At 63.9% G+C, this 19,451-nt stretch carries 20 protein-coding genes and 1 pseudogene; 7 read left to right on the top strand and 14 right to left on the bottom strand.

Going from position 1 to position 19,451, the window contains the following annotated elements:
• The first annotated feature begins 492 nt into the window (after positions 1–492).
• Together OVY01_RS03295 and OVY01_RS03290 are read left to right on the top strand one after the other, a co-directional pair.
• A complete protein-coding gene (locus tag OVY01_RS03295; RefSeq protein WP_349293483.1) occupies positions 493–1,137 on the top strand; it encodes a glycosyltransferase family 25 protein in 645 nt (214 codons plus the stop codon).
• Positions 1,130–1,360, top strand: a pseudogene (locus OVY01_RS03290) (transposase); the annotation flags it as partial. The gene OVY01_RS03295 and the pseudogene OVY01_RS03290, both read left to right, overlap by 8 nt.
• Here the strand turns inward: OVY01_RS03290 and OVY01_RS03285 are convergent.
• On the bottom strand, positions 1,344–1,760 hold the full coding sequence (locus OVY01_RS03285; protein WP_267845621.1) for a hypothetical protein: 417 nt from the start codon (positions 1,758–1,760) through the stop codon (positions 1,344–1,346). The pseudogene OVY01_RS03290 and the gene OVY01_RS03285 sit on opposite strands and share 17 nt — an antisense overlap.
• Before the next feature lie 171 nt (positions 1,761–1,931).
• The gene (locus OVY01_RS03280; RefSeq protein WP_267845620.1) at positions 1,932–3,803 is read right to left on the bottom strand and encodes a site-specific integrase; all 1,872 of its coding nucleotides are present in this window, start codon (positions 3,801–3,803) and stop codon (positions 1,932–1,934) included.
• Between the two features lie 656 nt (positions 3,804–4,459).
• Here OVY01_RS03280 and OVY01_RS03275 point away from each other — a divergent pair.
• Positions 4,460–5,035: a flavin reductase family protein gene (locus tag OVY01_RS03275; protein ID WP_267845618.1), complete on the top strand. Its 576-nt coding sequence runs from the start codon at positions 4,460–4,462 to the stop codon at positions 5,033–5,035.
• A gap of 35 nt (positions 5,036–5,070) precedes the next feature.
• Here OVY01_RS03275 and blaOXA read toward each other — a convergent pair whose 3' ends face one another.
• Both blaOXA and OVY01_RS03265 read right to left on the bottom strand, forming a co-directional pair.
• A complete protein-coding gene (blaOXA, locus tag OVY01_RS03270) occupies positions 5,071–5,892 on the bottom strand; it encodes a class D beta-lactamase (RefSeq protein ID WP_267845617.1) in 822 nt (273 codons plus the stop codon).
• A 14-nt stretch (positions 5,893–5,906) separates the two neighbouring features.
• Entirely contained in the window at positions 5,907–6,845 is a 939-nt protein-coding gene (locus OVY01_RS03265; RefSeq protein WP_267845616.1) for a LysR family transcriptional regulator, read from the bottom strand.
• 123 nt (positions 6,846–6,968) lie between these two features.
• Here OVY01_RS03265 and OVY01_RS03260 point away from each other — a divergent pair, with 123 nt between their 5' ends.
• Together OVY01_RS03260 and yfcF are read left to right on the top strand one after the other, a co-directional pair.
• A complete protein-coding gene (locus OVY01_RS03260) occupies positions 6,969–7,904 on the top strand; it encodes a DMT family transporter (RefSeq protein ID WP_267845614.1) in 936 nt (311 codons plus the stop codon).
• A gap of 72 nt (positions 7,905–7,976) precedes the next feature.
• Positions 7,977–8,603, top strand: a complete 627-nt coding sequence (gene yfcF, locus OVY01_RS03255) for a glutathione transferase (RefSeq protein WP_267845612.1) — start codon at positions 7,977–7,979, stop codon at positions 8,601–8,603.
• A 73-nt stretch (positions 8,604–8,676) separates the two neighbouring features.
• Here yfcF and OVY01_RS23055 read toward each other — a convergent pair whose 3' ends face one another.
• Both OVY01_RS23055 and OVY01_RS03240 read right to left on the bottom strand, forming a co-directional pair.
• Positions 8,677–10,281: a methyl-accepting chemotaxis protein gene (locus OVY01_RS23055; RefSeq protein ID WP_284700733.1), complete on the bottom strand. Its 1,605-nt coding sequence runs from the start codon at positions 10,279–10,281 to the stop codon at positions 8,677–8,679.
• Positions 10,282–10,439: 158 nt separating this feature from the next.
• On the bottom strand, positions 10,440–10,907 hold the full coding sequence (locus OVY01_RS03240) for an OsmC family protein (RefSeq protein WP_267845611.1): 468 nt from the start codon (positions 10,905–10,907) through the stop codon (positions 10,440–10,442).
• Between the two features lie 91 nt (positions 10,908–10,998).
• On the opposite strand from OVY01_RS03240, the gene OVY01_RS03235 reads away from it, so the two are divergent.
• Positions 10,999–11,469: a GNAT family N-acetyltransferase gene (locus OVY01_RS03235; RefSeq protein ID WP_267845610.1), complete on the top strand. Its 471-nt coding sequence runs from the start codon at positions 10,999–11,001 to the stop codon at positions 11,467–11,469.
• A gap of 38 nt (positions 11,470–11,507) precedes the next feature.
• Here the strand turns inward: OVY01_RS03235 and OVY01_RS03230 are convergent, their stop codons facing one another.
• Both OVY01_RS03230 and OVY01_RS03225 read right to left on the bottom strand, forming a co-directional pair.
• On the bottom strand, positions 11,508–12,152 hold the full coding sequence (locus OVY01_RS03230; protein ID WP_267845609.1) for a glutathione S-transferase family protein: 645 nt from the start codon (positions 12,150–12,152) through the stop codon (positions 11,508–11,510).
• Positions 12,149–12,640, bottom strand: a complete 492-nt coding sequence (locus OVY01_RS03225; RefSeq protein WP_267845608.1) for a rhodanese-like domain-containing protein — start codon at positions 12,638–12,640, stop codon at positions 12,149–12,151. Before OVY01_RS03225 ends, OVY01_RS03230 begins: the two co-directional genes overlap by 4 nt.
• An 86-nt stretch (positions 12,641–12,726) precedes the next feature.
• Here OVY01_RS03225 and ftrA point away from each other — a divergent pair, with 86 nt between their 5' ends.
• Complete coding sequence (ftrA, locus tag OVY01_RS03220; RefSeq protein ID WP_267845607.1) at positions 12,727–13,737, top strand: transcriptional regulator FtrA; 1,011 nt, start codon at positions 12,727–12,729, stop codon at positions 13,735–13,737.
• A gap of 3 nt (positions 13,738–13,740) precedes the next feature.
• Here ftrA and mgrA read toward each other — a convergent pair whose 3' ends face one another.
• The 6 genes from mgrA to OVY01_RS03190 form a co-directional block, all read right to left on the bottom strand.
• The gene (gene mgrA, locus OVY01_RS03215; protein WP_267845606.1) at positions 13,741–14,787 is read right to left on the bottom strand and encodes an L-glyceraldehyde 3-phosphate reductase; all 1,047 of its coding nucleotides are present in this window, start codon (positions 14,785–14,787) and stop codon (positions 13,741–13,743) included.
• A 125-nt stretch (positions 14,788–14,912) separates the two neighbouring features.
• On the bottom strand, positions 14,913–15,893 hold the full coding sequence (locus tag OVY01_RS03210; RefSeq protein ID WP_267845604.1) for a nucleoside hydrolase: 981 nt from the start codon (positions 15,891–15,893) through the stop codon (positions 14,913–14,915).
• A gap of 12 nt (positions 15,894–15,905) precedes the next feature.
• Complete coding sequence (locus OVY01_RS03205) at positions 15,906–16,307, bottom strand: cytidine deaminase (RefSeq protein WP_267845603.1); 402 nt, start codon at positions 16,305–16,307, stop codon at positions 15,906–15,908.
• Between the two features lie 80 nt (positions 16,308–16,387).
• Entirely contained in the window at positions 16,388–17,812 is a 1,425-nt protein-coding gene (locus tag OVY01_RS03200) for an AtzE family amidohydrolase (RefSeq protein ID WP_267845602.1), read from the bottom strand.
• Positions 17,809–17,991, bottom strand: coding sequence for a DUF4089 domain-containing protein (locus OVY01_RS03195; RefSeq protein ID WP_267845601.1), 183 nt, complete (start codon positions 17,989–17,991; stop codon positions 17,809–17,811). The genes OVY01_RS03200 and OVY01_RS03195 overlap by 4 nt, the downstream gene beginning before the upstream one ends.
• Before the next feature lie 58 nt (positions 17,992–18,049).
• Positions 18,050–19,342, bottom strand: a complete 1,293-nt coding sequence (locus OVY01_RS03190) for an allantoate amidohydrolase (protein WP_267845600.1) — start codon at positions 19,340–19,342, stop codon at positions 18,050–18,052.
• Positions 19,343–19,451 lie beyond the last annotated feature (109 nt).

Below are 19,451 nucleotides of genomic sequence, written 5' to 3'. Positions count from 1 at the left end.
GCACTGCAATGAGCACGATTGCTCGGGACATCGGGAAGCCACCGGCGATCGTCCATTCCTATTGGATGGCGCAGACATCAGCCTGCTTGAACGCCACAGGATTGTACAACGCCACCTGCACGTTTTCCAAAATCGTTAAGGTATGCTTAATGGAAGACTGGCGGGCGAAGAACGGCAGGGACGGCTCGTGGTCGCGAGGGGGGCGCGAAACCATGCGGCGCTGTTGGGCATTCGCATGGCGGATACACATTGTCGCGTTTTCTGTGAAAACGCCGGGCAGCTAGCGCGTCATCGATTGTTGCGCCGGCCACCCTGCCACGTATTGGGTTACATCGAGTAACTAAAAATTAGGGAAAAATCCATGAAAAACATAAATTAATATGCTATTTGTTTAGTATGACGAATCTATAAAATGGGCGAATTCTTATGTCGTAATGGGGACAAAATGTTTCGATTTTTCGGTATAAAAGACGACTTCGAAACTGAAGTTGGATGCCTGCGATGTTGTGTAAAACAGCTTACATCTGTATTTCGTTGCCAGGGGCGTTGGAGCGACGTGCCTTCATGAAGGAGCAATTTTCCAGATTGAAAATTCCCGCGCGTTTTTTCGACGCCATCGGCATCCGTCCCGGGTCTGTCGACAGGATCCCGGGGTACGACTCGGCGAAACGCCTGCATCGTTTCGGGTACGGTCTCACGCCGGGCGAGATCGGCTGTTATCTGAGCCATCGAGCCGTGTGGCGTCGATTTCTGGACTCCGATAGCGACGTCTGTTGCGTGCTGGAGGACGACGGCGTGTTGCATGGCGACTTCTCCGAGAGGGTCGCGGATATCGTCATGGCACGCGCGCATTGGGATTTTGTGCGTTTATACAGTCTTTACCGGCGCGGGGCCCGCCCGTACTGCGTCACCGCGGGATCGAGGCAACTGAACTGGGTCGCGTGTTCCGCGATGAGCACGCTTGGATACCTCCTGACGAGAAGTGCGGCGGAAAAGCTGCTGATCCACACGCAAGACATGATGTTCACGATCGACGAGGTCATCGACCGCCATTGGGAGCATGGTCTTCGGCTGCTCGGAGATGACCTGTCATGTCGAATTGGCCCGGCAATTGAACTTGGATATCTGGTTCGCTGATCCGTACGCGCCATGGCAACGCGGCAGCAATGAAAACACGAATGGTCTGCTACGTCAGTTCTTGCCCAAAGGGATCGACCTGTCGGGAGTGAGCCAGATGCAACTCAACGACATTGCCAGATTGCTCAATGGCCGTCCTCGTCAGACACTGGGCTGGAAAACCCCGGAAGAAGTCATGGCAATGGAGTTGGCCGCCGAAGGATTCGCTAACCGTTGCACTTGACTGTTGAGACCGCCGTTTGAGGCGCAACCGGCGCAAGACTGATCGTCATGTGGGCAGAAAAATCTGCACCTTCGTCTCTTCGCTTAATGATCTCTCGCCTTTCCCTTCTCATCGGATCCGACAATACTAAATTGGGAGCAGCTTTGTCTGATCGGTTGATCAGCAAAATCAAAAATTCTAACTCTTCAAACCGAAGATCCGCGAGATAGCACAGCTCCGTACTTTTACGATTCTTCATGGAAAGAAGGTCGTCCGCCGCTCTCAATTTTTTGACAATTTTGAAGAGATCGGCAAGTGTGTGTGCTTTTAGGCCCATGAGCTTCCCGGCCCGTCCCAGAGACGTATATGTTGTAACCTTTATATCAAAGAACATGACTAACCGTTCGTCGTCTCGTTGCATAATTACTCCTGTTCTTCAAAGGGCAACTTTCATAAGACCGAAAGTCTTGTAACCAAGCGTACTCTAACTAGAGCGTGTTATGAACTTTTTCGGGAGTTCAGTATCGTAGCGGATGGTAACCACCCGAAAATTAATGGATGTTCCAGATAGAATTTTCCAAAAATTGGGCCTTTACCCCATACTTTCGAGCGCGCGGATACGTCGATCGAGCTCAGTTGTGACGTAGATGGAAGTCGTTGCCGGCGATGCATGCCCAAGATTTTCCTGGACGATATCGAGCGGAATCCCCGCCTCGATCGCCTGAGTCCCGAAGGTGTGTCGTAGCCAATGCGTGGAAGCACGGCCAATGCGCGCGGCAGCATGCGGATCGCTCTCGACGAGATCGCCCGCTGCGCCCTCGAAGATTTTCTTGAAAGCCAACGCCAGCGCTGGACTTGCCAGCGCCGTCAGCGCTTCGTTTTCTAAGCGGCCAATCAAAGGCGTTTCAGGCTCGTTCTCTTCAGGCGACTCGTTTAACCCTCGCGCACGAAGATAACATCGTAGCGCTTCCATCATGATGCGGGTCATCGGAACCGTTCGGCGCTTCGCGCGCTTACCGATCACGCTTAATGTCCAAGCAGTGCCGAGTTGGTCATCGACCCACCGCGGATGCAGTCCTCCCAAAGTGGCAGAACACATTTCCGATAAACGCAGGCCGGTTGCCATTCCCAACATCAAGATGAAGCGCGCCCGCTCGCCGGTGGCGGTTCCAGCAGTGCGCTCGACATAAGCCAGTAAATGGTCACATTGGGCGCGGGTCAATGCATGATGAGCCTTGATGCGGCCGGCCTCTTTCTCTTCGGCCGACTTCCGCACACCTGTCCAGGCATTGAAGTCCAGATAGCGCATGTCCGTCAGCCACTGGAAAAAAGCTTGCAGAACGGCATGCGCGCTCGCTCGGCTCGATGGTGATAGTTGACCTGCAAATGGCCGCCAATGCGTTGACCACCGCGGCGTGCGGCGGGCACCAATCCAGTTGACCGGTATATTACTCAGAAAAGCCCGATAAGCCGCAATGTCCGAGACATCCAGCGACGACAATGGCTTTCCCTGTTCGAGGACCGCCCAGAGCAAAATCCGCTCGGACTGCGTGCGATACGCGCGCCAGGTGTGGGATGCCGGATCGTACAATTTCAGCCAGGCGTGAATCGCGGCCAGGTCGTCATGGGCGCCGGTTTGGTTGCGATCGTGGGGCGCGCGGTTGGTACCGGCGCTGCCGTCGAGCGTCGCTGGCATAGTCATCGCTTCCAAGGGCGCAATATCGCTCACCGCGGAGCGTTCGGCATAGAGGAGCTTGCGCGAGACGCTGCGCAGCGGTTGCGTCACCCGCACTGACAAGGGTCCGAGCGTGGTGCGATTGGCTTCCACCCATCGCACGATCCGCCCTGCCCCTTCCCGTCCGAGTCCTTTGACGTGCCGGTACCAGCGCTCACCGAAACCATTGAGCACGTCGACCAGCTGCTGCAGCGAAAACGCCCCCGCCGCCTCCAACCGCGCGGCAATTGCCGGCTCAAACCAGCCGGAAAGCGCGTGTGAGAGTTGCGGCGCCTCGACGACTGCCGTTTGCAGCCGTCGCAGCGCGTCCAAGCGCCGCGTATGGAGACGTACCCCTCGGCGTTCCTGCCGCGTTTGTACCGCGTTCGGATACTGCTTTATATATAGAGCGCGCAGTTCCTCCTCGCTGTACACACCGTCGACATCGACGGTTTCGCGAAACTCATCCAACGATGGCATGTTCACCGGATCGGCAGCAGCACCAAGCGACTTTGGCAAACGCAGAAGCCGAACGGCTTCGCGATCGCCGGTACGCCGGGCAGCGGCGGCCAGTTCATCCTGGAGCCAGCGCAGCAGTGCCCGCACCTTACGCGGATCCTTTCCCGAATTCAGATAGAGATCGGCGAGAACCGGCAGATCCAGGGCCACCGGGCCCTCGAGGTAGGCACGATAGAAGGCAAAATGGGCCAGGCTGAGGGCACGGGGGGCCGCCGGCGAAACGTGCGTCATGGTGTTGGGCTGAATGAACAGATTCGGCGTGAAGAACGTTGGGCGGTGTAGCTGGCAAACGGTGCTTCTGCGGGGTGCGAGCGCGGGCGAAAGGTGACCTACTCCGACCTGCTTTCCATGGCATCGCGGGCCAGGCGACGGGCCGCGCCCGTCTCGACACGCCAAGCTCAACCGCCTAAACGGCGGCCGCCGCATTTTTCCCTGCTTTTGCGCTCATCTTAACAGTTTTCGATCACCTACCACTTATGATAATTCTTATTATCGCAAGTCTAATTCTCCCAACTTCCGCGACCATATTTTAAAAAAAAAATAAAAATCAATAACTTAATATATCTCAAACAATGAAATCTCGTTTTATAAAAAAACCAAACATAACGAATTATTAATTATATAGTGCACGAAATATCAAACCAACGACAAGCCCCGCAGTCACCTGAATTCAGCATCACAACGTGTCTCCGTTGCAACCCATAACCAGCGGGTCACGCCAACCGACCACGTACCGATGCTTAGCGTCACCGTTCTGCCGCGACCGCCAACGGATATCCGCCTATTGAGGCAAAATCCATAAAGCGATCAAACTCTCTGCGTATTCACGAATCGCGCGTTCGCGATCATGTCCCTCGCCTTTCCATCCCGAATACCCCCAACCCACCATGACCCACTTCAAAACCGTCGCCCTCGAACACGCCAGCCGCCTTCTCAACCACGGCCCAACCGTCCTGGTGACAAGCGCCGACGGCGCCCGCCGCAACGTGATGGCTGCCGCGTGGTCGATGCCGGTCGAATTCACGCCGCCGCGTATCGCCATCGTCATCGACAAGCAGACGTTCACAAGGGAATTGATGACCGCAAGCGGCATGTTCGGCATCTGCATTCCCGGCGTCGCGGCGGTCGATCTTACTTTTGCGGTAGGCAGCAGCAGCGGCAGGACCGTCGATAAATTCGCACGTTATGGCATTGTCGCGGCATCTGGTCCGGTGCTGGGCGTACCGGTCATCGAGACGGGTTGCGCGGCCTGGCTGGAATGCCGATTGATTCGCGAGCCGCATACCGAGGAGGCGTACGACACCTGCTTCGGCGAGGTCGTGGCAGCCGCCGCGGATACGCGGATCTTCGAAAACGGCCATTGGAACGTCGACGAGTCGAATGGCGACCTGCATACGATTCATCACCTGGGCGCAGGCAAGTTCGTGCGGGCGTCCGGCATGCTGTCCGCCGCGCCGCTATAGCCGGGGATCGACGCGGCAAGGGAAACGCCGCCGCCTCATCGGCCCAACGGCGCGAACGACGTGGCGAATTCGCTCAAAAATGCCGCGCGCGCACGGCCGCCCGCCGGCAACTCACCCGGACGCGACGCGTCGTCCTGAATCAGCCGCGCGAACACCAGCGTCCGGTCGTCTTTCGATGCCCAGCCGACGAACCAGCCCCAGCCATGTGCCTCGTCATCCGTGCCGTCGGCTTTCCGCGGAAAGCCGGTGCCGGTCTTGCCATGGACATCCCAACCGCCAGGCAGGCGCGCTACCTCGGTGATCCGGGTGGTCATGTCGAATGCGTGAGCACTCACCGGCAGCGTCCGATTCACCAGATTTTGGAGAAAATCCACTTGTTCCAGCGGTGATATCAGCAACGACGAATCGATCCAGGCATGGGTCAGTCCGTCATGCCTGGCATCCCCGGACACGTCGGCGTTGCCATAGTGGAAGGCCCCGGTATAGTCCGCGAAACGCTTCATCCCGAGGAAGCGTGTCACCTGCTGTGAGTACCAGACGACCGAATACGCTAGCCAGCGCGTCGGATCGGTCGGCTGCCGCCACGCGGCGCCGCCCCAATCGGGGTAACCGGCTTGAAAAGGCAACACCGGGGTATGTTCATCCTTGAGAAAGCCCGCATCGTAGCCCATGAGACTGAGCGCGATCTTGAACGTGGAGGCGGGCGTAAAACGGCTGGTGCAGTCGCCTTCGCGCAGCAGCAGCCTGCCGGTGCCAGCGTCGGCGACCACCATGCAAATGGTGTGGGCGGAGGCCGCCGACGTGATGCAGCAGCCAGCCAGAAATATCGAGACGAAACGTCGTTTACCGTTGTGCACATCCTCTCCTTGCGTTACGCAAAGCCCAGGCGATCGGCATCACCGCCCATGCGCGCGACGAGATAATCGATCAACACCCGCACCTTCGGCGGCAAAAATCGATTGGGCGAATACAGCAGCCATATCGCGCCCACGTACGCGCGCGCCGCCAGTTCCCAGTCGCCCAGCACCGTCACCAGTTCCCCGCGCTGTAAGGCCCCTGCCGCGGTGAATTCCGGCAGGTTCGCGATACCGAACCCTTGTTGCGCGGCGTCGAGTCGCGCGCCCGCATGATTGGCGACATACCGCCCACGTACCTCGACCGTGTGCGTTTCCTTGCCACGACGAAACCGCCAGCGATGGTCGTCGGCGGTTTCGCCCAGGTACAGGCAGTCATGGCCGACCAGGGCCCGCGGGTGATCCGGCGTGCCGCGTGCCTGGAGATAGGCCGGCGCGGCGCAGAGCAGCCAGCGTACCGACCCGAGCCGTCGCCCGGCCAGTCCGGGAGGCGGGTGGTCCGTCAGGCGGATGACCAGGTCGATGTCGTCATCTAGCGGATCGACGTCCTCATCCGCATAACGCAATTGCAGGTCGACGTCCGCATAGGTCTGTAAAAAACCCGGGACGAGGGGATGGATGACGGTTTTCGCGAACGCGGTCGGCGCGCTGATGCGGACTTTTCCCTGCGGCCGGCCGGCGAGCGCGCCAGCCGCGTCGATGGCGGCCGATGCCGCGCCGACCATGTCACGACAGTGGCGCGCGACGAGTTCTCCGGATTCCGTCACGCGCACCTTGCGCGTCGAACGCTCGAGCAAACGCGTGCCCAGGGCGTCTTCCAGGCGTTTGATCTGCCGACTGACGGTGGAGGGTGTCGTGCCGAGCTGACGCGCGGCCATCGAGAAGTTGCCGGCCTCGACCACGCGGGCGAAGACGGCCATGTCGGGGAACAGCGCGAAGCGTTCCGTTGGCGTCATGGGTCGTATCACGAAAAAAGAGAAAAAATTGATGCATCCATCGCATAAATCCTGTGCACGGTTGCGTGATTATCGCCGCACGTGCATTGCCCGACAATGCGGACATGTCTACCGGAAATCGCCATGTCGAAGCAAAACCGTCTGCCGCTACTGTCCGATGTCCTGCTGCTCGCCGTCGCGATGGTCTGGGGAAGCAGCTATGGGGTGGTCAAAGGTGCCCTCGCGGTCTATCCCGTGCTGGGCCTGCTGGCGCTGCGTTTCGGCCTGACCTTCGTGCTGCTGGCGCCCGCGCTGCGTCCGCTGCGTCATGCCGACGCGCGGGCGTGGCGAGGCGTCCTGGGCGCGGGCGGGCTGTTGCTCGGGGTGTTTCTGGCGGAGACCTTCGGCGTGCTGCTGACGCGTGCCGCCAATGCGGCGTTTCTGATCAGCCTCAGCGTGGTGTTGACGCCGCTGGTGGAGTGGCGGCTGCTGGGGCGCAGACCGGGTCGCATGGAATGCGGGGCGGCCGGGCTGTCGCTGCTGGGCGCGTGGCTGCTTGCCGACGATGGCGGATGGCGCTTTCATGGGGGAGACGCGCTGATCCTGGTCGCGGCGCTACTGCGCGCGCTGAACGTGTGCGTGTCCAAGCGGGTCATGCGGGATGCGACGCTGCCGCCGTTGTCGGTCACGGCGGTACAGTCCGGCGTCGTGGCGCTTGGCAGCACGACGATCGCGCTCCTGTTCGCACCGGGACAGTGGCGGCACGTTCCATCCTTCACGACGCACGGGACTTTCTGGGTGAGCGTGGTGTATCTTGTTTTGGCCTGCACACTGTTCGCCTTCTTCGTTCAAAACCATGCGATCAAGCGCAGTAGTCCGACGCGTGTGGCGTTGTTGATGGGCAGCGAACCGGCGTTCGGGGCGCTGTTCGCCTGCTTGTGGCTGGGCGAAAGAATATCGGCCACGGCATGGATCGGCGGTGGAATGATCGTTTTCGCTTCGCTGCTCGCGACGGTGCGGTGGCGCAGGTCGGTCCCGCACGATACGACCCATCGCGTTCCGATACCCGATCAGGCGTGACGAATATCGGATCGCCGCGACCGCCTCGCCGAAGGCGCGACCTTATACACCAGTTTATTTCGGGAGAAAACCGTGACATCGTCAGACCTGCTTTTGTACACCGATGCGCAATTCGTCAGCCCCTATGCGATGTCCGTGTTCGTGGCCCTGCACGAGAAGGACCTGCCGTTTCGCGTGGAGACCGTGGACCTGGCGCAGCGCGCGCATCGCCGGCCGGATTTCGCCGGCGCCTTGCTGACGCAGCGCGTGCCGGTGCTGGTGCACGGCGATTTCGCGTTGTCCGAATCGTCGGCGATCACGGAGTACCTTGATGACGTCTTCGACGGTCCGCGTCTGTATCCGGCGGACCGGCGGCGGCGCGCGCTGGCGCGCCAGGTGCAGGCCTGGCTGCGCAGCGATTTTCTGTCGATCCGAAGCGAGCGGCCCACGGAGGTCGTGTTCTGCCGCGCGGTAAAGGCGCCGCTGTCGGACGCCGCGCGCGATGCCGCCGGGAAGCTTTTCGCGACGGCCGATGCTCTGCTGGCGTCGGGCGCGTCCGACCTTTTCGGTGAGTGGTGCATCGCCGATCTGGATCTCGCGCTCATGCTGAACCGACTCGCCTTGCATGGCGACGCGATGCCGGAGCGACTGGCCGATTATGCCCGGCATCAATGGCAGCGGCCCGCCGTGCGGCGCTGGATCGCGCTGGAACGCTCCTGAAGGCCGGGGACCGCACCCGAGGGCATTCCGTGCCGCGCGCGGTAGCGGCACTGCTCTGTGGAGCGGGACGTGGTTACGCGAAGGCGGGCGAGGCCGGCCTTGCGTGATCGCCCTGGCGCGGCGACGACGCATGCGCCCGACTCTGCTCCATCTGAAAAACCGCGACCACTTCGCGTAACTTCTGAGCCTGCGTCTGCAGCGATCCCGCCGCCGCCGCGGCTTGCTCGACCAGCGCTGCGTTCTGCTGGGTGACGCCGTCCATCTGCGTCACGGCCTGGTTGACCTGCTCGATGCCGCGGCTCTGCTCGTTCGAGGCCGAGGCGATCTCGCCCATGATATCGGTCACGCGCTGAATCGATGTGCCGATCCGGGTCATCGTCTCGCCTGCCCGCGCGACCAGATCGGTGCCGGTCCGCACGCGCTCGCCCGACATATCGATCAGTCCCTTGATCTCCTTCGCGGCCGCGGAAGAGCGTTGCGCCAGCGAGCGTACTTCCCCCGCCACCACCGCGAAACCGCGTCCCTGCTCGCCTGCGCGGGCGGCTTCCACCGCCGCGTTCAGCGCCAGGATATTGGTCTGGAAAGCGATGCCCTCGATGATGCCGATGATGTCCGCGATCTTGCCGGAGCTTTCGTCGATGCCCGCCATCGTCTCGACCACCTGCCCCACGATCTCGCTGCCTTGCCGCGCGACGTCATGCGCCGCATCGGCGAGGCCGCTCGCCTGACGCGCGTTGTCGGCGTTCTGTTTGACCGTGCCGGTCAGTTCCGCCATGCTCGCGGCGGTCTGCTGCAGGGACGCTGCCTGTTCCTCGGTGCGCGAGGCCAGGTCGTTGTTGCCGGCGGCAATTTCCTGGCTGGCGGTCGCGATCGATTCGCCGCCGCTACGAACGGACGCGACCGTGCCGATCAGGCTCGCCTGCATTTTTTCGAGACCCTGCATCAGCTCGCCCATTTCGTCGTTCCTGAAGGCCACGATGCGCGTGCGCAGATCGCCGGATGCGATGGCGTCGAAATGCCCCAATGCGGCTTGCAGGGGCAGGCCGATCGCGCGCCGCAGCGAAATCCACGAATAGAGGGCGAGGGCGATGCCCGCCAGCAGCGCCAGAATGCTGAAAATGGACACCATGTCGAACGTGGACATGGCGTCCCGATAACCCTTCTCGGCCTTGATTCTCAGGAAGTCCTGCAGCGCGTTGTTGGCGCCGATCATCTCCTCGAACGCGGGCTGCAGCGTCGTGTCGGTGAGCTGGGCGGCGCGCGCGCGGTCCTGCGCGCGCATCGCCGTGTAGATCTGGTCGAGTATCTGCTGGACCGCCAGCCGCTTTGTTTGCGTCGCGTCCGCGAGCGCCTTTGATTGAGGCGATTTCCGGATGCTCATGTATTGCTGCCATGCCGTGTCGGCTTTCTCGCGCAGTGCGAGGGCCTTGGCGATCGACGGTTCGGCGAGGTTGGTGCCGATCCGATCGAGCGCGTTGCGCGCGGTCAGACGCTCGCGCGTGGTGAATAACGAGACATCGCCGATCTCGCGTACCGCCGGCATCTGATTGTTGAATGTATTTTGCAGGGCCGCGTTGGACTGACTCAATCCGTACAGTCCGATGCCACCCACCGCCACCAGCGCGGCGGCGAGTAAACCGGAAATCAGTCCGACACGTCCTTTGATGGATAAGCTCATGTAGCGATAAAAGATGATGGGGCATACGACGACAGGCTGCGTGAGATGCCCGGCTGGGGCACTCCGCAGGGGTGCCATCGGTAACGGCATTTTCATGCCAGTATTTAAGCGGCGAAATGTCGCAGAAATCCCGGTTCTTTATCGTGACGGCCGGTCGTCTAGAACGTGCTGGTCGGCTCGCAGACGATCGGGAAATTGACCGAGTTGGCGATGTAGCATTTCTCATGCGCCACATGATGCAGACGCTCTGCCAGATCGCGGTCGTCCCCGACGCGCAGCGTCACCTGCGGGCGCAGGGTGATGCCCGCGAACGCGCCCGATTGCGGGCCCTCGACCATCGTGCCGATGGCATGATCGACGTAAGCCAGCACCACGATGCCCGCCTCCGCGCACAGGTGCAGGTACCAGAGCTTGTGACACGCCGCCGCCGCCGCGACGAGGAGTTCCTCGGGATTCCACCGTCCGGCGTCTCCGCGAAACACGGGGTCCGACGAACCCGGCACATCGGGCTTGCCCGCCGCGCGGATCACATGGTCGCGTCCGTAATGACTATAGCCCGACGTCCCGCTGCCCTGGTTGCCGGTCCATTGCACCGAGACGTCGTAGGTGTGCTCGCCGTGCGCCATGTCGCTCTCCTTGAATTGGGATACGTGGTGTCCGAAGTCTGACATTGTGCTAGAGGTGCGCTAGCATCGCACCCTACAACATGAGGGTTCGATGCACATTACCTTCCCTGCGGATTTCGATATCGCGACGCTGTGGGCCTTGCGGAGCCGGGCGGTCGGCATCGTTTGCGCGACGCATTATCCGGCGTCGGACGTCAGCATCTGGGCAGCCTCGCCGCCGCCGGCTGCCTATTCCCGCTTTCTGGCGGATCGCACGGTGGCCGTCGCCGAGGACGGCGAGAAATTGGTGGGGTACGCCGCTCTCGACGCGCCGGCCCGGGAAATCGATGCAGTATTCGTCGACCCAGCCCATATCGGCGAAGGGGTGGGCAAGCGGCTGATCCAGGCGCTCTTTGCGCTGGCGCGTCGCCGGCAGATCGACGAATTGACCGTATGCGCCGCCCTGAACGCCGTCGGATTCTACCGGGCTGCGGGATTCGGCGAGGAGCGCGAGGACCTCTACGCGCACCCGAGCGGCATTGCGCTGCCGCATGTTCACATGCGCGCGCGCATTGCGGTATGACCGCGGCGCGTACGGGGTGTGAAGTTCCGGCGCGCTTGCTAGGGCGCGCTCTGCCAGTCGACCAGCCCTTCCCGTACATTCAGTTCGATGAACGAGGGCCGGCGTCGCATCCGGTTGATATACAGCGATAAATGCGGCCAGGTGGTGGCCGGACGCGGCATGTTGCGCGTCCAGCGCATCAGTACCACGGCGAGAAAATCGGCCGTCCCGAGCGCGTCGCCGACAAGGTAGCGGCGCCCGTCGGCAAGACGGCTGTCGAGCCGGTCCAGCGCGCCTTCGATGCGCCGGCGGGCGAGCGCCCTGACGGCGTGCGCGTCGGCGGGATCGCCATCGGTATCGGCATAGAACCAGTCGCGCATCGCGGGCAGGAAGGTGTTGGCCAGATACACCATGGTTTCCAGCCATTCGGCGCGCTGCGGCGTGCCGGGCGCGGGGGCCAGCGCCGCGTCGGGATGACGCTCGGCGAGCAGCATCAGCAGGGCGGCGGATTCGCCATGCGGTACGCCGTCAACGACCAGCGTCGGTACCCGGCCGGCGGGATTCAGGCGCCGATAGTCGTCGGTTTTCTGCGCGCCGGTATCGATGTCGATCAGCCGCGCTTCGAACGGTACGCCGAGTTCGATCAGCATCCAGTGCACCGCCATGCTCGCGGCGCCGGGGGAGTAATACAGCACATAGTTCATCGAACTTCTCCGGAAACGTTCATTGCAAAACCTTCGTCGTGCCAGCCGGTGATGCCGCCGGCCATGATCTTGACGGGAAACCCCAGGCGGGCGAGCTTCGCGGCGGCGCGCGCGGCGCCGTTGCAATGCGGCCCGGCGCAGTAGGTGACGAACAGGGTGTCGGGGGCATGGTTCCGCAGCCGCGATGCGACGATCTTGCCTTGCGGCAGGTGGACGGCGCCGGGCACGTGGCCGCTCTCGAACAGCGCCGCGCTGCGCACGTCGAGCAGCACGAAACCGGGATCGTCCGCGCGCAGCGCCTCGTGGACGTCCCAGCAGTCGGTCTCGAATTGCAGCGTGGTCTCGAAATGGCGGATCGCGACGTCGCTCGGCGCCGCGGGAACCAGCGTGACGGCGTTGGGAGCGGGGCGGGGCGCAAAATCCGGGACAGAATCCAGGACAGGACAGGAAGCGGAAAGGGAAACAGGCTGAAGGAGGGGGTCGGACATGGTGAGGCTCCGGGCTGATCGGTGAGACGTATTGTTCCCGGCGTAGCGCTGCTGCACAATTGGCGGTATTGCCATTTACCGATCAAATGATGCCAAACGTCGCGAAGCCGCCGAAGGACTTCAATCGCACCGTGGTCGCGCTGGTCTACGACGGGCTGTGCGCGTTCGAGTTCTCCTGCGCGGCGGAGATCTTCGGTCTGCCGCGGCCCGAACTCGGGCCCGACTGGTACCGCTTCGCCAGCTGCTCGCTGGACGGACGGTGCATTTCGGGACAATACGGCATGAGCATGGAGGTGGACGGCGGCCTCGACCTGCTGGACCGCGCGGGCACGATCGTCATTCCGGGATGGCGGGCGAGCGACTGCCCGGTACCGCCCGCGCTCGTCGCCACGCTGCGCGCGGCGCATGCCCGCGGCGCGCGACTGTTGTCGATCTGTTCGGGATCCTTCGTGCTCGCCGCCACGGGCCTGCTCGACGGCAGGCAGGCGACGACGCACTGGTGCTACGCCGAGGCGCTGCAACGCGCGTATCCCCGAATACGGGTGGATCCCGATGTGCTCTATGTGGACGAGGGGCAGATCCTGACGTCGGCGGGCAGCGCCGCGGGGCTCGACCTGTATCTGCATATGGTGCGGCGCGATTACGGGGCCGCCATCGCCAACCATGTCGCGCGCCGTCTGGTCATCGCGCCGCACCGCAGCGGCGGCCAGGCGCAGTTCATCGACGCGCCCGTCGCGCCGCGCCAGAAGGGCTCGCTGTCGCCGCTGCTCGAGACCATGCGCGCCCGGCTCGACGCGCCGTTCCGGATCGCGGAACTGGCGGCGCTGGCGGCCATGAGCGAACGGACCTTCATGCGGCGCTTTCGTGCGGCGACGGGCGTCACGCCGGCCGACTGGGTGTGCCGCGCCCGCGTGGACCGCGCGCGGGAACTGCTGGAGAGCACCGCGTTGCCGGTGGACCTGATCGCGTCGCACACCGGACTCGGCACGGGGACGACGATGCGCCACCATTTCCGCCGGATCGTGGGCGTCAGCCCGGCGGAATATCGCAAGCGGTTTGCCACGCATGCCGGCGCGGCCGCGCCCTCGTGCGCCTAGCGTTCAGATCGCGTGATCGCTCGACGGTTTTTCCCAGAGATTGATGCCGCCTTCAACCGCGTATTGGTCGATGGCCGTCAATTCCTGCTCGGTGAACGCGAGATTGCGCAATGCGCCCACATTCTCCTGGATTTGCTCCGGACGGCTCGCCCCGATCAGCGCCGAGGTCACGCGCGGGTCGCGCAGCGTCCATGCAAGCGCCAGTTGCGCGAGACTCTGGCCGCGCTGGCGGGCGATGTCGTTCAACGCGCGAGCCCGCGCAATGTTTTCGTCGGACAAATGTCCGGGCCGCAGCGAGCCGCCGCCCGGCCGGTTGACGCGGGCGTCGTCGGGCACGCCCTGCAGGTATTTTCCGGTCAGCAGACCCTGCGCCAGCGGCGTGAAGGCGATCACGCCCGCGCCCACTTCCTCGGTCGCGTCCAGCAGATCCTTCTCGATCCAGCGGTTGAGCATATTGTAGGATGGCTGATGAATCAGCAGCGGCACTTTCCATTCGCGCAGCAGCGCGGCCATTTCCCGCGTCTTGCCGGCGGAATAGGAGGAGATGCCGATGTAGAGCGCCTTGCCTTGCTGCACCGCGCTGGCCAGCGCGCCCGCTGTCTCTTCCAGGGGCGTATGGGCGTCGAAGCGATGGGAATAGAAGATATCCACATAGTCCAGTCCCAGGCGCTGCAAGCTCTGGTCCAGGCTGGCCAGCACGTATTTGCGGGAGCCGCCGCCCTTGCCGTACGGTCCCGGCCACATATCCCAGCCGGCCTTGCTGGAAATGATCAGTTCATCGCGGTACGGCTTGAAATCCTCGCGCAGCAGGCGCCCGAAATTGGTTTCGGCGCTGCCGTACGGCGGGCCGTAGTTGTTGGCGAGATCGAAATGATTGATGCCCAGGTCGAAGGCCGTGCGCAGCAGGGAGCGTTGCGTCTCGATGGAGGTGCTGTCGCCGAAGTTGTGCCACAGCCCCAGCGAAAGCGCCGGCAATACCAGTCCGCTTTTACCGACGCGACGATAGGGCATGGAAGTGTAGCGATCGTGCAGGGCCTTGTAGTGAGTCATCGAGATTCCTTTTGTGGGATGAGAAGCGACGGGAGGGGAAGGGAGGCAGCGGGGAATATCGCGCCGGGCCGACATCGTTCCATTCTCCACCGGATCCCTCCGGTCTGCTTGGCACGGCCGCGTTGTCAGTCGACGGCGTGTCTGCGGTTCCCCACGAGGACGCGACGGTAAAGCGCCAGAAAGCCGGCGACGTCGACATCGACGCACACGTCCTGCGGCGGCCGGTCGTCCCACGCCGGCGCCGGAACCGGCGAGGCCAGCGGTTTTTGAATCGTCTGCCCGATCGCGAGACCCTCGCACACCACGCGCACCGGCCCACGGCGCACGGTATAGAGTTCCGGGGCGACGCAGCAGGCCACCGCCGAGGAATCGTGAACATAGATACCGGCGAAGCCGGCGCTGCGCTGGTGGAAATGCTGGTAGATGCGCGTCGCGTCCCAGATGAAACGCCCTGCCGCTCCCGCCGCGTCACGCAGGTGCGCCAGGTCTTCCTGCATCATCAGCGTGCGTTGCGTCACGTCCAGACCGATGAGGGTCACCGGCCAGCCGGCGCCGAAAACCCGATCGGCGGCGTCCGGATCACACAGAATATTAGCTTCCGCGCAGGGCGTTACGTTGCCGCCCATGCCATGAAAGCCGAAGGCGCCGCCCATCACGTACACCGCCTTCACCAAACCGGCGATATCCGGCGCCTCGTGCAATGCCCGCGCGAGATTGGTGAGTGGCCCGACGGCAATCAGGGCGATCGTGCCGGGCTCGGCGCGTACCGCATCGATGATGAAACGATGCGCAGGGCGCGTTTCCACCTGCCGGGACGGCGGTTGGCGGGCGGCGATGTCGCCCATCGCATCGTCGCCGTGGATCCAGGAGACCGGGGGGCGTGGCGTGCCTGCCAGTGGTCCGGCCGCACCGGCGAACACCGGCGTGCCCGCGGCGAAATGTTCCGTCAGATGAAGCGCGTTTCGCGTCGTCGTCGCCAGCGTTCCGTTGCCGAAGACCGTCGTGACGCCGCGCAACGCGACATCGGGGTGGGCCGCGAGAAACAGCAGGGCCATCGCGTCGTCGACGCCCGGGTCGGTATCGTAAATGATCTGGTGGCGTTTCATCGGCCTTCTCGTCTAGAAAGAAAAGCCCTCGGGCAACAGCGCATCGGCCGTGGTCAGACGCTTCGCGTCGGTCAGGTTCCCGAGCTGTATCGGCAGTTCGGGTCCGCCCAGTTCAAAGATGACCTGGCGACAGGCACCGCAGGGGGAAATCGGCCCCGGCGTGTCTCCGATCACGGCAAGCGCGACGAAATCGCCCCGCGTGTGTCCCGCCGCTACCGCGGCGAAAAAAGCCGTGCGCTCGGCGCAGTTGCACAGGCCGTAGGCGGCGTTTTCGACATTGCAGCCGCGAAACACCTGGCCGTCGCGCGTGAGCAGCGCGGCGCCCACCTTGAATTTCGAGTAGGGCGCGTAGGCGGCTTCGCGTGCAAGGCGCGCCTCCTCGTGCAGGGTGTCCAGTGAAACGGGCAGGACCATGGCGAATCTCCTTTTTTACGACGACCGACATGCCGATCCGATCCGGATGCCGGGCTGACCACCCGGCCCGGCGCGCGGCGTCAGCTGGGTGCCAGGCGGAATTCCGCGATCCCGCGCTGTTCCAGCGCATAGGCGGCCGCCAGGCAATCGGCTTCGCGCCAGGGCGCGCCGATGAGCTGCACCCCGATCGGCAAATGCGCATCGACGCCGATGCCCGACCACACGGGCACGACGCTGACAGGCAGGCCGATACAGGAAATCGGCTGCGTCAGGACGCCAAGCGTCGCGCGCATCGGCACCCGCTGGCCGTTGATGTCGAGCCACTCGGTGCCGATGCGGGGCGCCGCCACCGGCGTGGCCGCGGCGAGCAGCAGATCGTAATTCGCGAATACCTGCCGCACGGTCTCACGGAATTGCTGACGGACGCGCTGCGCCTGCATCACCCAGCTCGCCGGCACCAGGCTGCCCGCCACCAGCCGGGCCCGCGAAAGCGGCTCGTACGCATCGTATTCCTTGATCAGACGCTGCCGGTGCAGCGCACCGCCTTCGGCCGCGGTGATGATGAATGCCGCGGCGCGCGCCTGTTCGGCGCCGGGAAGCGCGATCGTCTCCACCGCGCCCAGGCCATCGGCGGCCCGCTGCACTGCCGCCCGGGCCGCTTCGTTCGCCCAGCTATGGAAATATCCGCCGAGGATTGCCACCCGCGCGAGGCGCGGGCGGTCGGACAACCGCGCCGACACCGGCTCGGGCGCGCGCTGCGCGCAGGCCGGGTCGGCCGCGTCGGGACCCTGCAGGATATCGTACGCCAGGGCAAGATCGGCGACCGTCGCCGCGAATGGGCCGAGGTGGTCCAGGCTGTTGACGAACGGAAAGCTGCCGGTTCTCGGCAGCCTGCCAAAGGTCGGCTTGAGGCCGAAGACACCGCAACACGATGCCGGCACGCGGATCGAGCCATTGGTATCCGAGCCAAGCGTGAGCGGCACGAACCCGGCCGCCACCGCCGCGGCACTGCCGCCGGACGATCCGCCCGCGATCCGCGCCGGGTCGTGCGGATTGCGGCACGCGCCGAAATGCGTGTTTTCGGTCGTGAAGCCGTAGGCGTGTTCGTCCATGTTCAACGCACCCACCACGACCGCGCCGGCGTTCACGAGACGTTTGACGAGGATGGCATCCGCGCTGGCCGGCGCATCTTCGGCGCGCAACCGGGCGCCGGCCAGGGTCGTGACGCCGGTCAGGTCGAACAGGTTCTTCACCGCGATCGGCACGCCGGCCAGCGGACCCACCGGGTCGCCTTGATCGATACGCGCATCCACCCGACTCGCTTCGGCGCGGGCGCGTTGCTCGCCCACGTGGGTGAAGCTGTTGTAGCGCACGTCGCGTGCACGGATGTCGGCCAGCGTTCGCGCGACACCCTCCGTCGCCCGCGATGTGCGATCGCGGACATCGCGGGCAAGGTCGCGCGCCGAGAGGGGGACAGGAGGGGTAGCGCCGGAGGAGGCGGTCATGCGCGAAACACCGCGGCGGATTCCAGTGCGGCGGGCAGGGGCAACTCGACGAATGCCTCCGCGATCTGGGCGATGCGCGCGAATTGTTCACGCACATCCCGTACCGCATCCTCCGATAGCGCATAGCCTTGCAGCGTCAGCGCGGCGGCGACGTACGCAGTGCCCTGCGACTCGGTCATGATGATGAATCCTGGTAAGAAAAGCGTTGCGGTTGTCCGGCGACGCGAGGCACGGCGATCAGCCGACAACGGCCGTGTGAGGGGCCGGCGTTTCGCCTGCGGTCGTTTCGCCCGCAGGCGTCTCACCCGCAGTCATCTCGATAAAACGACCGAACAGACGCACGCCTGTCTCGATATCGTCGGCGTCGACCGTTTCATCGGGATGGTGACTGATGCCGCCATTGCCGCAGCGCAGAAAGAGCATGGCGATCGGCGTGCGGCCGCTGAAGCTCATCGCGTCATGGCCGGCGCCGCTCGCCAGTTCCGTGACCGGTACGGATTCCGTTTCGAAAGCGCGCGCCAGCGTTGCGCGCAATGCGCCGTCGCAAGGCGCGGCGGGAAGTTCGAGCAAGGTCTGCCAGGCGATCTCGACCTCGCGTCGCGCGGCGATCTCCTCGCAGCGGCGCCGCAGCTCACGCACCGCGGCTTCGCGCTGGGCGTCGTCCCCCGAGCGCACGTCGAAACTGAAGGTGGTTTTGCCGGGCACGACATTGATCGCGCCGCCGTTCACGTCCAGCTTGCCGGTCGTGCATACCAAAGGCGTCGGCCACTCGCGTGCCACGTTCTCGCCCGCGAGCACCATTTCCGCGGCGGCGGCCAGGGCGTCGCGGCGCGCGTTCATCGGCACGGTTCCCGCATGGCCGGCGCGGCCGGCAAGGTCCACCATGACGCGCGTGCTGCCGGCAATCGCACTGACGATGCCCGCCGGCAGACCCGCCTCGAGCAGCACCGGGCCTTGTTCGATATGCAGCTCCGCATACGCGCGCACGTGGGCGAAGTCGCGTGCCAGCGCCGGCCAGCCATCCGGGTCGGCGCCGAAGGCCAGGAGCGCATCGCGCATCGTTATGTCGTCGCGATCGGTCTTATCGAGCCAGTCGGGACGGAAGCGCCCGGCCATCGCGCCCGATCCGATCATCGTCACCCCAAAACGCACGCCTTCCTCGTCGCCGAACGCGATCACCTCGATGGCGCCCGGAAAACGGCGTCCGCGCCGGTTCAATTCCGCGACACAGGCGATCGCGCTCAGCACGCCCAGCATGCCGTCGTAGCGCCCGGCATTGCGCACGGTATCCAGATGCGAGCCGAGCATCAGGGCAGGCGCGGCGGGATCGGTGCCCGCGTAGCGGCCCACGACATTGCCGAGCGCGTCGAACCCCGCCGTCATGCCCGCGGCCGTCATCCAGGCGATCAGCAGGTCGCCGCAGCCGCGATGCTGTTCGCTCAGGTACAGCCGCGTCATGCGCGGCGCGTCCTCGGTATGAGCGGCAAGTTGCGCGGCTTGCTCGAGAAGGGTACGTCCGATAGGGTCCATATCTTGGAAAGTAGCGGTGATGATGCGGGAACCTGCCGTAGGCCTTGCGCGCTTGCGCGCGTATCGCGCCGTGCGGTGCGTACGCCTTGCATGGGCGTAACGCCCGGCC

The organism is Robbsia betulipollinis, assembly GCF_026624755.1.
Lineage (GTDB): Bacteria > Pseudomonadota > Gammaproteobacteria > Burkholderiales > Burkholderiaceae > Robbsia > Robbsia betulipollinis.
This window is presented reverse-complemented; position numbering and strand designations above follow the sequence as displayed.